Annotated in this window: 11 protein-coding genes; 7 read left to right on the forward strand and 4 right to left on the reverse strand. The window is 42.3% G+C overall.

The window, feature by feature from the left end; translation table 11 throughout:
- The first annotated feature begins 62 nt into the window (after positions 1-62).
- From Q9G97_RS02280 to ald, 3 genes are all read left to right on the forward strand, one after another.
- The gene (locus Q9G97_RS02280; RefSeq protein ID WP_305899564.1) at positions 63-758 is read left to right on the forward strand and encodes an aspartate/glutamate racemase family protein; all 696 of its coding nucleotides are present in this window, start codon (positions 63-65) and stop codon (positions 756-758) included.
- 86 nt (positions 759-844) lie between these two features.
- Positions 845-2,200 carry an NCS1 family transporter gene (locus Q9G97_RS02285; protein ID WP_305899565.1) on the forward strand — a complete coding sequence of 452 codons (1,356 nt, stop codon included), beginning with the start codon at positions 845-847 and terminating at the stop codon, positions 2,198-2,200.
- A gap of 264 nt (positions 2,201-2,464) precedes the next feature.
- On the forward strand, positions 2,465-3,580 hold the full coding sequence (gene ald / locus Q9G97_RS02290) for an alanine dehydrogenase (RefSeq protein ID WP_305899566.1): 1,116 nt from the start codon (positions 2,465-2,467) through the stop codon (positions 3,578-3,580).
- 76 nt (positions 3,581-3,656) lie between these two features.
- Here ald and Q9G97_RS02295 read toward each other — a convergent pair whose 3' ends face one another.
- Positions 3,657-4,205 carry a protein disulfide oxidoreductase gene (locus tag Q9G97_RS02295; RefSeq protein ID WP_305899567.1) on the reverse strand — a complete coding sequence of 183 codons (549 nt, stop codon included), beginning with the start codon at positions 4,203-4,205 and terminating at the stop codon, positions 3,657-3,659.
- 91 nt (positions 4,206-4,296) lie between these two features.
- Positions 4,297-5,934: a carbon-nitrogen hydrolase family protein gene (locus Q9G97_RS02300; protein WP_305899568.1), complete on the reverse strand. Its 1,638-nt coding sequence runs from the start codon at positions 5,932-5,934 to the stop codon at positions 4,297-4,299.
- A gap of 476 nt (positions 5,935-6,410) precedes the next feature.
- On the opposite strand from Q9G97_RS02300, the gene Q9G97_RS02305 reads away from it, so the two are divergent.
- Both Q9G97_RS02305 and Q9G97_RS02310 read left to right on the forward strand, forming a co-directional pair.
- Positions 6,411-7,040: a BLUF domain-containing protein gene (locus Q9G97_RS02305; protein WP_305899569.1), complete on the forward strand. Its 630-nt coding sequence runs from the start codon at positions 6,411-6,413 to the stop codon at positions 7,038-7,040.
- Positions 7,041-7,304: 264 nt separating this feature from the next.
- The gene (locus tag Q9G97_RS02310; RefSeq protein WP_201571608.1) at positions 7,305-7,979 is read left to right on the forward strand and encodes a BLUF domain-containing protein; all 675 of its coding nucleotides are present in this window, start codon (positions 7,305-7,307) and stop codon (positions 7,977-7,979) included.
- A 112-nt stretch (positions 7,980-8,091) separates the two neighbouring features.
- On the opposite strand, the gene Q9G97_RS02315 is transcribed toward Q9G97_RS02310, so the two are convergent.
- Positions 8,092-9,612, reverse strand: coding sequence for an FAD-binding oxidoreductase (locus tag Q9G97_RS02315; RefSeq protein ID WP_305899570.1), 1,521 nt, complete (start codon positions 9,610-9,612; stop codon positions 8,092-8,094).
- A 309-nt stretch (positions 9,613-9,921) separates the two neighbouring features.
- Between Q9G97_RS02315 and serA the strand changes: the two genes are divergently transcribed.
- Entirely contained in the window at positions 9,922-11,148 is a 1,227-nt protein-coding gene (gene serA / locus Q9G97_RS02320) for a phosphoglycerate dehydrogenase (protein ID WP_305899571.1), read from the forward strand.
- 292 nt (positions 11,149-11,440) lie between these two features.
- Positions 11,441-11,866, forward strand: coding sequence for a hydroxyisourate hydrolase (gene uraH, locus Q9G97_RS02325; protein ID WP_201571618.1), 426 nt, complete (start codon positions 11,441-11,443; stop codon positions 11,864-11,866).
- Between the two features lie 222 nt (positions 11,867-12,088).
- Here uraH and Q9G97_RS02330 read toward each other — a convergent pair whose 3' ends face one another.
- Positions 12,089-13,141: a rhodanese-related sulfurtransferase gene (locus Q9G97_RS02330; protein ID WP_305899572.1), complete on the reverse strand. Its 1,053-nt coding sequence runs from the start codon at positions 13,139-13,141 to the stop codon at positions 12,089-12,091.
- Positions 13,142-13,257: the final 116 nt, after the last annotated feature.

The raw sequence follows: 13,257 nt of genomic DNA on the forward strand, positions 1-13,257 counted from the left end.
ATGATTGTTAACAATACAACTATTTTTTTAAAGTTAATGATGATACAAGGCAGGGAATCTGTATGAAAATTTTAGTCATGAATCCAAATTCAACTGTTTCGATGACCGATAAAATTGTAGAGAGCGCCCGTCAAAGAGCCAGTGCAGGAACCCAAATTATTGGCGCATCAGGCATAGACGCTCCTGCATCTATACAAGGTCATTATGATGAAGCAATGTCAGTACCAGGCTTACTGGCGCGCTTAAAACAAGCGGAAGCTGATGGCGTTGATGGCGTGGTTGTCGCCTGCTTCGATGATCCAGGTATTGGTGCATGTCGTGAAGTATTTTCAGGACCAGTGCTAGGTATTTGTGAAGCGGCGGTTAAAGCGGCTAGCATGATTTCGACTTCTTTTAGTGTCGTCACAACCTTGCCACGTTCAGTGCCTGTGATTGAAGAGCTCATTCATGGCTATGGCTTATCGCATCGCTGTCGTCGTGTGCGCTCAGCTGAAATACCGGTATTAGCGTTAGAGGAAGAAGGGTCAGGCGCTCGGGAAAAGGTACGTGATGAGATATTGCGCGCTGTAAAAGAAGATAATTGCGAAGCCGTAGTACTAGGCTGTGCTGGCATGGCAGATTTGACTGAATGGTTGACCGAGGAGACGGGCGTTCCCGTTATTGATGGGGTTACAGTCGCAACACGTATGGTCGAAGCCTTAGTCGGTTGCGGTCTCAAAACCAGCAAAATAGGCGCTTATGCGGCACCTATTAAATAAGAAGTCATCCAAAGATATTTAGGGTGTTTGATGACTAAATACAGTCACTGACGGACCCTAGTACTTTCTCAAGGAAGGAGAGCAAAATGGAAAATTCAAAAGCTGCCACCACAGCAGGGGTAGAGATAATTGATCATAAAACTATCGGAGAGGAGAGTCTAGCTCCACAAACCACACGTATCATGGATCCTTGGTCGTATCTTTTCGCATGGCTCGGTGGCTGTGTCTCTATCGCAACCTTCACTGTGGGCTCTGGTTTGGTCGGGACTCTAAATCTACTACAGGTTGTACTGGCGATTGCCATTGGTTGTAGTGTCATCGGCGCAGCCCTAATGATTAATGGTCGTGCAGGCCATAAGTATGGTATTCCATTTATGGTGCAGTGCCGATCGTCATTCGGCTTTACAGGTAACCGTATTCCAGCGTTAGTGCGTTCGATACCGGCAATCGTCTGGTACGGTTTCCAAAGTTGGATTGGCGCTGGCGCGCTGAACTTGGTCTCTGATGCCTTATTCGATTATAACAATATCGTTGTTTTCTTTATTGGCTTTCAGTTTTTGCAGATTGCACTATCCGTATTAGGCTTTCACGGTATCAAATGGCTGGAAAATATTGGTTCCGTTTTTATTATCGGTTCACTGATCTACATGTTTATTAGTGTTATTAATAAGTATGGAGATGCGATATCGACCAACCTAGTCAATGTTGAGGGGACATGGGGTGCGCCGTTTTGGGGTGCGACCATGTTATTCCTAGGTGTCTATAGCACCATGATGCTCAACGTTTCAGACTACTCGCGTGAATTAAAAAAAGAGGTTGGGCTGTTTCGTCAAGTCGCCATCTATGCCAACTCAATCCTACCAGCAACTTTATTTATGGGTTTGATCGGTCTGATGGTCACGAGTGCTACTGGAGAAGTCGATCCTATCAAAGTGTTCTCAAGCGCCGTTGACAATAAGCCTCTGTTGATTATCACCATGCTGTTCATTGCCTTCGCACAGGTCACAACCAACATTCTAAATAACGTGGTACCACCTGCTTATGCGTTAATGGATATCTTCAAAATTAAGTTCAAGACCGCGGCCATATTGGTTGGTTTGCTTGCTTTTTGTACCTTCCCATGGGAGCTAGTCAAAGATGAGTCAGCGGCAGGTTTGAACTTATTTATTCAGACCTACTCAGCATTCTTAGGGCCTATCTTTGCTATTTTAGTAGTCGATTACTACATCATTCGCAAGCAAAAACTCGATATTGATAAGTTATATGACGAGAATGGCCCCTATAAAGGCGTCAATATGGCAGCGATTATCGCCATGGTTGTCGGTATCGTGGTTGCCTTAATTTTCTCGAGCATCTCTTGGTATGCCAGCTTAGTTCCAGCCGGTGCTATCTACTGGATACTGATGAAAAAGATGCCTTCTGCACAGCGCTTTATGCCATAAGTTTTTGACTTAATAAACGCTAATTAGTAAAAAGTCCTTATGACAGCCCATGCTATTGTGAGGATTTTTTGTTTGGAGTGTGCTGCATTTCAGTAGTATCACACTACTTCTAGAGTGCTTCGATTCTACAGTAGTAATAGCAGAGCTTAAGCATATTTTAGACAAACAATAAGAAAAGCATTCGCAAGTTAAAATAAGTGTTACGATTAAGATAAATGAATTGATACACAAATAACTCTCAAAACAATACTGCAAGGAGCAACCATGAAGATAGGAATTCCAAGAGAAGTCAAAAACAATGAGAACCGTGTCGGCCTACCACCGAATGGCGTTAGTGCCTTAGTTGATAGTGGTCATGATGTCTATGTTGAGACCAATGCGGGAATGGGCTCGCAATTCACAGATGAAGATTATAAGAATGTCGGTGCTACTATCGTTGATAGTGCGGCAGAAGCTTGGCAGGCTGAACTGGTTATTAAGGTTAAAGAGCCACAGTCATCAGAGTACCAATATTTTAGAGAAGATTTAACGCTTTTTACTTATCTACACCTAGCAGCAGAATCTGAGCTGACTAAAGCATTAGTCGATAAAAAAGTTACGGGTATTGCCTATGAAACTGTACAGTTAGCGGATAATTCACTGCCGCTGCTTACGCCTATGAGTGAGATCGCAGGGCGTATGAGTACGCAGATCGGCGCACAATTTTTGCAGTCGTTTTATGGCGGCAAGGGCATATTGCTCGGCGGCGTTCCAGGTGTACAAAAAGGTAAGGTGGCGATCATTGGTGGCGGCGTCTCAGGTACTGAAGCGGCCAAAATGGCGATCGGTCTTGGCGCTGATGTGACGATCTTAGATCTTGATCCGAAACGTCTCAAACAGCTATCTGAGCTGTTCGGCAATGACGTGCAGACATTGATGTCAACTAAGCTGAACATTGCTAAGGCTGTCAAAAATAGCGATTTAGTTATCGGAGCCGTACTGATACCAGGGGCAGCAGCACCTAAGCTCGTCAGTGAAGAGATGATTGAATCGATGAATGATGGCGGCGTCGTTGTCGATATCGCTATTGACCAAGGCGGATTGTTTGCGACTACTGATCGGATTACGACTCATGATAATCCGACTTACACCAAGCACGGCATCATTCATTATGCGGTGGCTAATATGCCAGGTGCAGTGCCGCGAACATCGACTCTCGCGCTATCCAATGTGACATTGCCGTATATACTAGCACTGGCCAAAAAAGGCGTGAAGCAAGCTTGTCTCGATAATCCAGCGTTTGCCAAAGGCGTTAATACACTGCAAGGTCATGTCACTTATCAGGCGGTAGCTGAGGCGTTAGAGTACGAGTATAAAGCGTTGGATGAGTTGCTTGGTTAATAGCTAATAACTTGTGCCATCATAATATCGACAATAAAGACCTGCTAGTTTATTAAATTGGTAGGTCTTTTATCTTTTAAAATGAGCTTAACCACAGCCGCAGTTTAAGCGACCATAACGGCTGAATACCCGTCAATCCTTGTGTCATTTTGCCATCTTTTAAGATCACATAAGAGGGCGTCACTTGTCCTTGCCAATCATCAAATATTTCACCTTCTGCATCGTTAATAGTCGTAAAGCTATAGTTATGCTCATTTAGGTAAGCTTGCAGATCTCGATCACTACCAGATTGTATGGCCACTGTCACTACGGGATAGTTATCTGCTATAGCCAGCTTATTGATAGTTGGGGAAGTTACACTACAGATCGAACACCAAGTTCCCCAAAAGTATATCAGTGTTGGTTCGTCGGCACTTAGAATTGCCAAATCGACAGCTTGGCCTTGATAGTCCGTCAACTGCAATTGTGGATCAGCTGGCATGATAGGCTGGCGCCACCAGTTAACAGCAGTATAAATAAACAAAAATATAAAGCCATATAAGAGCACGTTTTTGACTATTGACCATGCCTTTTGCTTTGGGCTTTTAACAGGCTTTGGATTAGATTCTATAGTGTCGGTAGACATAACAGTACCCTTTTAAATGAGGCATCAAGTAGATAAAAATAAACGGCTGAATCGTCAGCCGTTTGTTTAAAGTTTAAATATATTCAAGACGCTAAAATTTTTGTGCACGACCTTGCAGTGGGTCACCTAACAGTACGCTACCTGAGTTCTCACGACGTTCCTCATCGCTCAATTTGCTGGCAGAAACCGCTACTTTACGTTTCCACTTTAGGCTAAACAAATCATCACGGCGATCCAGCAAGTTATGGACTGAGCCCTCATTACGGACATGAATGAGCTTGTCCAAATTGACATCGGAGAAGAATACCATTTCAGTATTAGGTGTAGTCTCGGCCATAATAGCATCATGGGTAAAGGCAAAGTCCGATGGCGAAAAGATAGACGACTGCGCATACTGAATATCGAGACTCTCAACCTGCGGTAAGTTACCCACTGAGCCACAGATCATCACATAGCACTCATTTTCGACCGCACGAGCTTGGGCACAGATACGTACACGCAAATAGCCGTTTTTGGTGTCGGTCCAAAAAGGCACAAACAAGATGTCCATATCATCAAGCGCCATCAGTCGTGCCAGCTCTGGGAACTCAACATCGTAGCAAACTAAAATACCAATGCGACCAGAATCTGTGTCGAACACTTGGACTTTATCACCACCTTCGATCACCCATGCACTACGCTCATGCGGAGTAATATGGATCTTGCGTTGTTCCTCAACCGTTCCATCGCGGCGACACAGATAGCTGACGTTATACAGCACATCGTTTTCATCGAGTAGCGGCATTGACCCGCAAATAACGTTGACGTTATAGCTGACCGCTAGATGAGATATTTCATTCTTAAACCATTCGGTATATCCTGCTAAGAACCGTATCGCGACATTTTGATCGGTCGATTCACACAGACCCATAAGTGGCGCATTAAAGAACTCAGGCAGACAGGCAAAGTCAGAGTTATAGTCGGCCATAATATCGACAAAGAACTCAACTTGTTGTAGCAATTCTTCAGGTGACTCAACCTCGCGCATCTGCCATTGAATGCCGCCGATACGCACCTCAGACTTGCGAGTATTAGGCTTATAGTCTCGCGGCTCATAATAAATATTTGCCCACTCAAGCAAGGTCGCAAAGCCTTTTGACTGCTTATCATCAGGTAAATAGCCGGTCAAAATACGCTTAACAATAAAGCCATTGGATAGCTGAAACGATAGCGCTGAGTCATGAATCTCACGTGACTCGACGGCATCTATATATTCGCCTGGGGTCAAATCTTGATGATTGTGATAATTAGGAATACGGCCCCCTGCGAGAATAGAGCGCAGATTGAGCTGACGACATAGCTCTTTACGGGCATCATAGAGCCTGCGACCTAAGCGATAGCCCCGATAGTCAGGATCGATAAGCGCGTCCAAGCCATAGATAGCATCGCCAGTAGGATCGTCTTTGATAATCTCTTTGAGACCGATCAAGTCCTCATAAGTATGCGGGTTTGAAAATCTAGCGTAGTCAACCCTTACTGATAAAACGATACCGATCAGTTGATCATGATCGAATAAAGCAATTTGACCCTCAGGAAAAGCATCAATCAAGCTATTAATCGTAGTCTTTGACCAAGAGCCACCTAAATTGGCATAGACTCGATCCATTAGGGCTTTTAGTTGCGGATAATCTTTCTTTTTAATCTCAGCAATGGTTAAGTGCAGATCGTCTAACTTTTCTATTTTACTCATAATGTTCCTTTCGTTGCTCTTGTTGTCGCTTTTGTTGTCATTGGGGCCGTCATATTTGTCTTTGTTTTTGATCATGCTCAAAGGACTGTTCTCAAAGGATTATGCTCAAAGTTTCTTGTAACCGTATAGATAAAAACATACCAATAAATAGTTAGAATCGTTACAATAAATTATCCATGCAATTACAATGAGTTATAAGATTTAACTCAAGCCGCCGCTCATTGCTAACTCACTGCTACATTAGTCATTGCTGTGCTGTAAAGATAACATAAGCACTCAAGATTTTTATTTTACAACGGCTATTCGTCATTGCTTTTCGCCAAGCTGCTATCATAACAAGTCTAAAAATATAGGATAGTTTAACGTAGTAATCATTTGCTGCCTTCTTGTGAGTCTATGACTTGTAGTCGTTGTTAGTACATTTGCTGGCTTTTATTTATCGCTCAATGGATAGGGCGAATTTTGGAATTATTTTTATGTCTTTGGATAACAGTAGCAAGCTGAATACTTTGGATCATATAGCAGATTCAGCGTTGATTCAGTTGGTCTATGTCAGTAGTCTGACGCTAAGCTCACGACTAAGAGCCTCAATATTTGATGAAGTAGAAGCGCATGCTCGTAATTATAATGAGCAACAAGGTATCACTGGTACTTTATGTTATGGCAACGGACACTTTTTACAATGTTTAGAAGGCGAAAAGACCAAGGTATTGGCATTGCAGCAACGTATATTCTCTGACAAGCGGCATAAAGATATAGAGATATTGCTAGTACAAGCCATCGATCAGCGTATCTTCATTGATTGGCGTATGCGTTTGCTGTTTTTAGAGCGTTGGTTATGGTCACCTGCCACCAAAAGACAGGCTGTACAATTAGCACCTTTTTTGCCTTTTGCTCCGTATAGCTGGACATCTATACATACAGAGCAGTTTTTACAAATTATAAGAACGTTTGAAAAACCACCACATATCAATGCTGCTGGTATAACTTATAATGCCTTGGGTAATATGGTTCGTCATATAGCAGCGCCTCATCAGGCTTTTTTGGTCGTTCAAGGGTTTTTAACCTTGCTGCTTATGATAGGCATATTTATTCTATTTTTATAAAGTATGTAACAAACCCCAAGGTTAAAAGCGTCTTCTAAATAAACCTTACTTTTAGTTCAGAGAATTTATCAAGCGTTTAACATGTATATTATGGACGGCTCATCTATTGTAATTGCTTTGTATTAGCTATATTATTTATTATAGCTAATTGTTAAGATTTATAATCTACCCTCATTATGAATTCTAATTTGCTTAACGGTAATCGCAGATAATAATCATAAGCTTATTATCTCTATTAAAAAGCTAATTTTGGGATTATTCATCATGAATTTAGATAGCAGTGACTTAGACAGCAGTAACTTAGATAAGAATGATTCAGATAAGAATAATATAGAAAAAACACTACAAAAATTATCAGATACGGCGCTAGTTCGTCTAGTCTACGTGAGTAGTGCTACTCTAAAAACTCGTCTAGATAGGTATATAGCGGAACATATAGAAAGCCATGCCGTTGTTTATAATAAGCAGCACGGTATTACTGGTATTTTATGTTATGGCAATGGCCAATTTTTGCAATGTATAGAAGGCAGTAAAGTTGAGATAGTAGCGCTGATGCAAAAGATTCGTGCTGACAAACGCCACGACGATATCGAAATACCTCTATTACAGCCTATAGATCAGCGTATGTTCGATGACTGGCGAATGCGCTTATTGTTTCTAGAGCGCTGGTCATGGTCGGCAAGTACTAAGAGTCAAGCCAACAGTTTATCACCCTATTTACCATTCACACCTCACAATTGGTCAGCTGAGCGTCATGAGCAGTTTTTAGAAACGATTAAAACTTTTGCGGCTTCACCAAGTATCCATGCTGCAGGTATTACTTATAATGCTTTAGTCAATATGTTCCGCCATATTGCTAGCCCACATCAAGCCTTTTTAGTGGTCCAAGGGTTTTTGGCCATACTACTCATTCTAGCTTTATATCTAATAAACTTTTGATTTAGCGTAGTCATCTTCTCCTCTGAACGACTCGTTGCAAGATAGAATATTTAAGCCATAAAAAAGACGCTAGCCTTCAGGGTTTAGCGTCTTTTTTGTGGCTTAATACGAACTACATATCAAAAATCTTACCACGGTTCATAATATTATTAGGGTCGAATACTTTTTTGACTTCTCTTAAATATTCAATCTCTGTTGCGCTACGACTGTATTGTAGATAAGGCTTTTTGGTCATGCCGACACCATGCTCCGCAGACACTGAGCCGCCATATTTTTGTACCGTCTCAAAGACGTATTTATTGACGATTTGACATTCCTCAAAGAATTCATCTTTACTCATAGCGTCGGGCTTGAGGATGTTTAAATGCAGATTACCATCGCCAATATGACCGAACCAGCAGACTTCAAAGTCAGGATAATTACTACTGACGATATGATCGATATCGGCAATAAAGTTGGGCACATGGCTAATAAGTACGGAGACATCATTCTTGTAAGGGGTAAATACTGAGATAGTCTCAGAGATATATTCACGCAACTTCCACAGCTCCTCAGCTTGCGCCATACTCTGACTCATCACGCCATCAACGACCCAGCCTTGCTCCATACAGTGCTCAAATATCGCCATAGCCTTATCCATAATTGGCTCATAAGGCGCTTCAAACTCAAGCAAAGTATAAAACTTAGTCCGCGACTCAAACGGCTCTTGGACTTGCCCATGCGCCATCAGCTTATCGATAGCCGTATCATCAAAGAACTCAAAAGCAGTCAGATCAATTTTGGCTTGAAAAGCGGAGAGCACATTCATCACGTCAGTAAAGTTATCCATGCCGAGCACCATGACGCTCAAGTCTTGTGGCAAGCGCTCAAGCTTAATCTGCGCATGAGTGACCAAGCCTAGCGTGCCTTCACTACCGATAAACAATTGGCGCAAATCGTAACCTGTAGCGTTTTTGACCATACCGCGATTCAACTCTAAGATATCGCCTTTACCTGTGACTACGGTCAGACCCATAATCCACTGACGGGTCATACCATAACGAATCACCTTGATGCCGCCTGCATTGGTGCCGATATTACCGCCCATTTGGCTCGAACCTGCGGAGGCAAAATCGACAGGATAGTATAAGTCCTTTGACTCCGCAAACTGTTGCAATTGCTGAGTGACCACGCCTGCTTCAATCTCAACTAAGCGATCGGCGGCATAAAACTGACCGATTCTATTCATCTTATCCATGCTGACGACAATCTCACCATTAGCTGCGACTGCGCCTGCGGATAGCCCCGTGCGACCGCCACTTGGCGTCAATACGACTTGATGCTCATTAGCCAATAAAACGATAGCCTGCACTTGCTCGGTCGACTTTGGAAACACAATTGCAGCGGCCGCTGGCGCGAAATGCTTGGTCCAGTCTTTACCCCAATGCTCTAAACTCTCGCTATCGGTTTTGATCTGACTCTCATCAAATTGATGGTTATAAACGAGTGTATCTAGGATAGCCTGTACAGCAATAGTATTCGCAGCAGACGTACTGATTATCGTCTCATTGCTATTGTCTTGATTATCAGCTTGATCTGCGGCATGAGTACGTTCGTGAGCAGGGCGGTTGTGCATGGTCGGTGATACAGTCATAAGGGTCTCAATGTATAGTTACCAAGTTTGAGCTAGCATTATTTTGTATATTATAGAGCGTGTTGTAGTTTACCGTGAATAATAACAGACCGCTAGCCTATATAGAGAGAACACAAAAGCTCATTAACTTGATTGGATAAATTTACGTATAAATTCAGGAAAAAACTTAAGTAAAAACTCAGGTAAAAAATAGTAACTATTTATTTAAGCTTGTCTCTAACATCATGGGGTTAATTTGTGTAAGATGATTGCATCATTTTTCTTTGCATTCGTGCAACTCACCTTAGTTAATTATAGGACAGTTTTCATATGGCGCTATCACTACAAAAAGATAAGATCCGTTTTTTATTACTCGAAGGCCTGCACGAGAACGCCTTAAAGGTATTAGAAGGCGCTGGTTATAGCAATATCGAATATCTAAGCCATGCGCTTGATCAAGATGAGCTGATCGAAAAAATAAAAGACGCCCATTTTGTTGGTATTCGTTCGCGTACTCAGTTAACTCGTGAAGTACTTGAGCATGCCGAAAAGCTTATCGGTATTGGTTGCTTTTGTATCGGTACGAACCAAGTTGACTTGGAAGCGGCTCGCGAGCTAGGTATTCCTGTCTTTAACGCGCCATACTCTAACACCCGCTCAGTTGCAGAATTGGTATTAGCTGAAGCTATTATGCTCTATCGTGGCATACCTGAAAAGAATGCGACCGTCCATCGCGGCGGCTGGGGTAAGTCAGCTACTAATTCGCATGAAGTGCGCGGCAAGACTATCGGTATCGTCGGTTATGGTTCTATCGGCTCGCAGCTGTCTGTACTGGCAGAGAGCTTCGGTATGAAAGTTATCTACCAAGATGTGGTGACCAAACTGCCACTCGGTAATGCTGAGCAAGTAGCCAGCTTGGAGGAATTATTAGGCAAGGCGGATATCGTTACCTTGCATGTGCCTGATCTACCAAGCACACGCTATATGATGGGCGCTAAGCAATTTGCGCAGATGAAAGACGGTAGTCATTTTATTAATGCTGCTCGCGGTACTTGTGTTGAGATTGATGATTTGGCAGCGGCATTAGAATCTGGCAAGATATTGGGCGCGGCAATCGATGTGTTCCCAAAAGAGCCAAAGTCTGCGGATCAAGAGTTTGAATCGCCACTGCGTAAGTTCGATAACGTGATCTTGACGCCGCATATCGGTGGCTCAACGCAAGAAGCACAGGCGAATATCGGCCTTGAAGTCGCTGAGAAGTTTGTCAGCTATTCAGACAAAGGTGATACGGTAACAGCAGTGAACTTCCCAGAGGTTTCTATTCCGTTCAAAGAAGGCACTCATCGTCTATTACATATCCACAAAAACGTCCCAGGTGTGTTGTCACAAATCAACCGTCTGTTCGCCGAAGCGCATATCAATATCTTAGCGCAAAGCCTCATGACTGAAGGCGATGTCGGTTATCTGATCATGGATGTCGATTATCAAGACTCTGATGCCGCGCTTGATCAATTAAAAGACGTTGAAGAAACCATTCGCGTACGTATCTTGTTCTAAAGTTAATGCACTTTTAACTAATGGCAGATAATCTATGAGATTGTCTGCCATTTTTTATGCTATAGCTTATGTTTCTCAGAGATTAAGATTAGCTTACTCATTATTATATTAATTAACATTTTCTTGACGATGAATTAATTTTGACAACTTATACTACACAACTGATGAGCTCTAGTGTTTACTATTTTTATGAGCTTCACAAAGTTAATTTCAAAAAAATTAGTATCAGAAATTAGCGTTAGAACAATAAGTGATCAATAATAAAATAATTTGAACGATTAATAGGATTTTTATGAAAATGAATATATTAAAAGCTGCTGCTTTGGGTGGCGTATTAGCTATGACTGCAACTGCCAGCCAAGCCGCTAGTCAAGACGATTATCAGTTATCAAGCCACATTTTAGACATAAGCACGGGTATGCCTGCGCCAGATGTTAATGTAAAATTGATGATGCAAGAAAACGGTGAGTGGAAACTGCTTAACGAGCAAAAAACGGATAGTAATGGCCGTATCGGTACTTTTTTATCGAATGCAGATAATGCTGACCACGATGGTACTTATAAATTAATTTTTGAGACTTCACCGTACTTTCGAAATAAAGGTTTAGAGTCTTTTTATCCTTATGTCGAAGTGAACTTCAACATCGATGACGACAATCATTATCATGTACCTATTACTTTATCTGCTTATGGATTTAGCACTTACCGTGGTAGCTAAATCGTGAGCGGACTAGATTCATAGTCCTCATAGAAGAGATATAAAAAAAGAGAGGCGCTATTATTTATAGCGCCTCTCTTTTTTATGGAAAACTTAACGACTTAATTAAAATGATGTTTTGTCGTAGGGTGCTTTTTAAGCACCATTAATGAAGTTGTAAATCATAGATGGTGCGATGGAGAGCACCCTACGCGACTCTTTTGCCTATGTTTTAAGCGAAAACTATTTGGCTTTATTCGCCGCGTCAGCTTTACGGCGAGCTTCAATCTTAGCTGCCTTGCGCTTTTCTATAACGTCAATTACATCGCTACCGATATGGACTTCTCCGCGCTTTAATGCCAATTGCATCTGATGTTCACGCTCACGAAAGCGTACTTTTTGCTCGTCAGTAGCCTTATCGATACAATGCGGGCAAGATTCGCCTTTGATATAAGCGCTAGATTGCATATCAGCTGCGGTGATCGGCATACGGCAAGCAAAACACTGCTCATAATCGCCCTTTTCAAGATTATGATTGACCGAGACGCGGTTATCAAACACAAAGCAGTCGCCTTGCCACATCGACTGATCTTGCGGCACTTCTTCCAGATATTTTAAGATACCGCCTTCTAAGTGATAGACCTCATCAAAGCCTTGTTGACGCATATAAGCGGTCGATTTCTCACAGCGGATACCGCCCGTGCAGAACATCGCGACTTTTTTATGTTTAGCAGGATCCATCTCTTTAGCGACGTATTCTGGGAAATCACGAAAAGTCTCAGTATTGGGGTTTAGCGCATTTTGAAAAGTACCGATTTGCACTTCATAATCGTTACGAGTGTCGATTAAGACAACGTCAGGGTCAGATATCAGCGCGTTCCAATCTTTAGGCTTGACGTAGCGGCCGACGGACTGTAATGGATCGATATCTTCTACGCCCATGGTAACGATTTCTTTTTTGAGTTTGACCTTGGTGCGATAAAACGGCTGCTCGCTGGTATAAGACTCTTTAAAAGTAAAGCTACCGATAGCGTCGATGCTACGTAAGTATTCTAAGACATTATCGATGCCCTGACGACTGCCTGATATCGTGCCGTTAATGCCTTCGCTTGCGATGAGCAAGGTGCCTTTGACGTCATTATCTAACATCATATCTAAAATAGGCTGGCGATAATTCTCGAAGTCAGTAAAGCGAGTGAACTTATAAAGCGCGGCGACGACGATATTATTTACTTCGCTATCGTATTTAGGGGCTTTTTTAGAATTATCAGGGGTGTTGTTTAGGGTAGTGCTCATATGATTCTCCTGCTGGCTAAGTCGTAAACCTAGTGCAATGATGGATTAAATTTTTATTAAAAAAAGTGATAGCATCTATCAGATTGTGGAATTGATAAATGCGGGCGTAGTGTAGC

Origin of the sequence: Psychrobacter sp. M13 (assembly GCF_030718935.1) — a bacterium.
GTDB lineage: Bacteria > Pseudomonadota > Gammaproteobacteria > Pseudomonadales > Moraxellaceae > Psychrobacter > Psychrobacter immobilis_G.

Coding starts and splice junctions, on each gene's coding strand:
- Q9G97_RS02280 (WP_305899564.1), top strand. CDS start 63: ATGAAAATTTTAGTCATGAATCCAAATTCAACTGTTTCGATGACCGAT.
- Q9G97_RS02285 (WP_305899565.1), top strand. CDS start 845: ATGGAAAATTCAAAAGCTGCCACCACAGCAGGGGTAGAGATAATTGAT.
- ald (WP_305899566.1), top strand. CDS start 2,465: ATGAAGATAGGAATTCCAAGAGAAGTCAAAAACAATGAGAACCGTGTC.
- Q9G97_RS02295 (WP_305899567.1), bottom strand. CDS start 4,205: ATGTCTACCGACACTATAGAATCTAATCCAAAGCCTGTTAAAAGCCCA.
- Q9G97_RS02300 (WP_305899568.1), bottom strand. CDS start 5,934: ATGAGTAAAATAGAAAAGTTAGACGATCTGCACTTAACCATTGCTGAG.
- Q9G97_RS02305 (WP_305899569.1), top strand. CDS start 6,411: ATGTCTTTGGATAACAGTAGCAAGCTGAATACTTTGGATCATATAGCA.
- Q9G97_RS02310 (WP_201571608.1), top strand. CDS start 7,305: ATGAATTTAGATAGCAGTGACTTAGACAGCAGTAACTTAGATAAGAAT.
- Q9G97_RS02315 (WP_305899570.1), bottom strand. CDS start 9,612: ATGACTGTATCACCGACCATGCACAACCGCCCTGCTCACGAACGTACT.
- serA (WP_305899571.1), top strand. CDS start 9,922: ATGGCGCTATCACTACAAAAAGATAAGATCCGTTTTTTATTACTCGAA.
- uraH (WP_201571618.1), top strand. CDS start 11,441: ATGAAAATGAATATATTAAAAGCTGCTGCTTTGGGTGGCGTATTAGCT.
- Q9G97_RS02330 (WP_305899572.1), bottom strand. CDS start 13,141: ATGAGCACTACCCTAAACAACACCCCTGATAATTCTAAAAAAGCCCCT.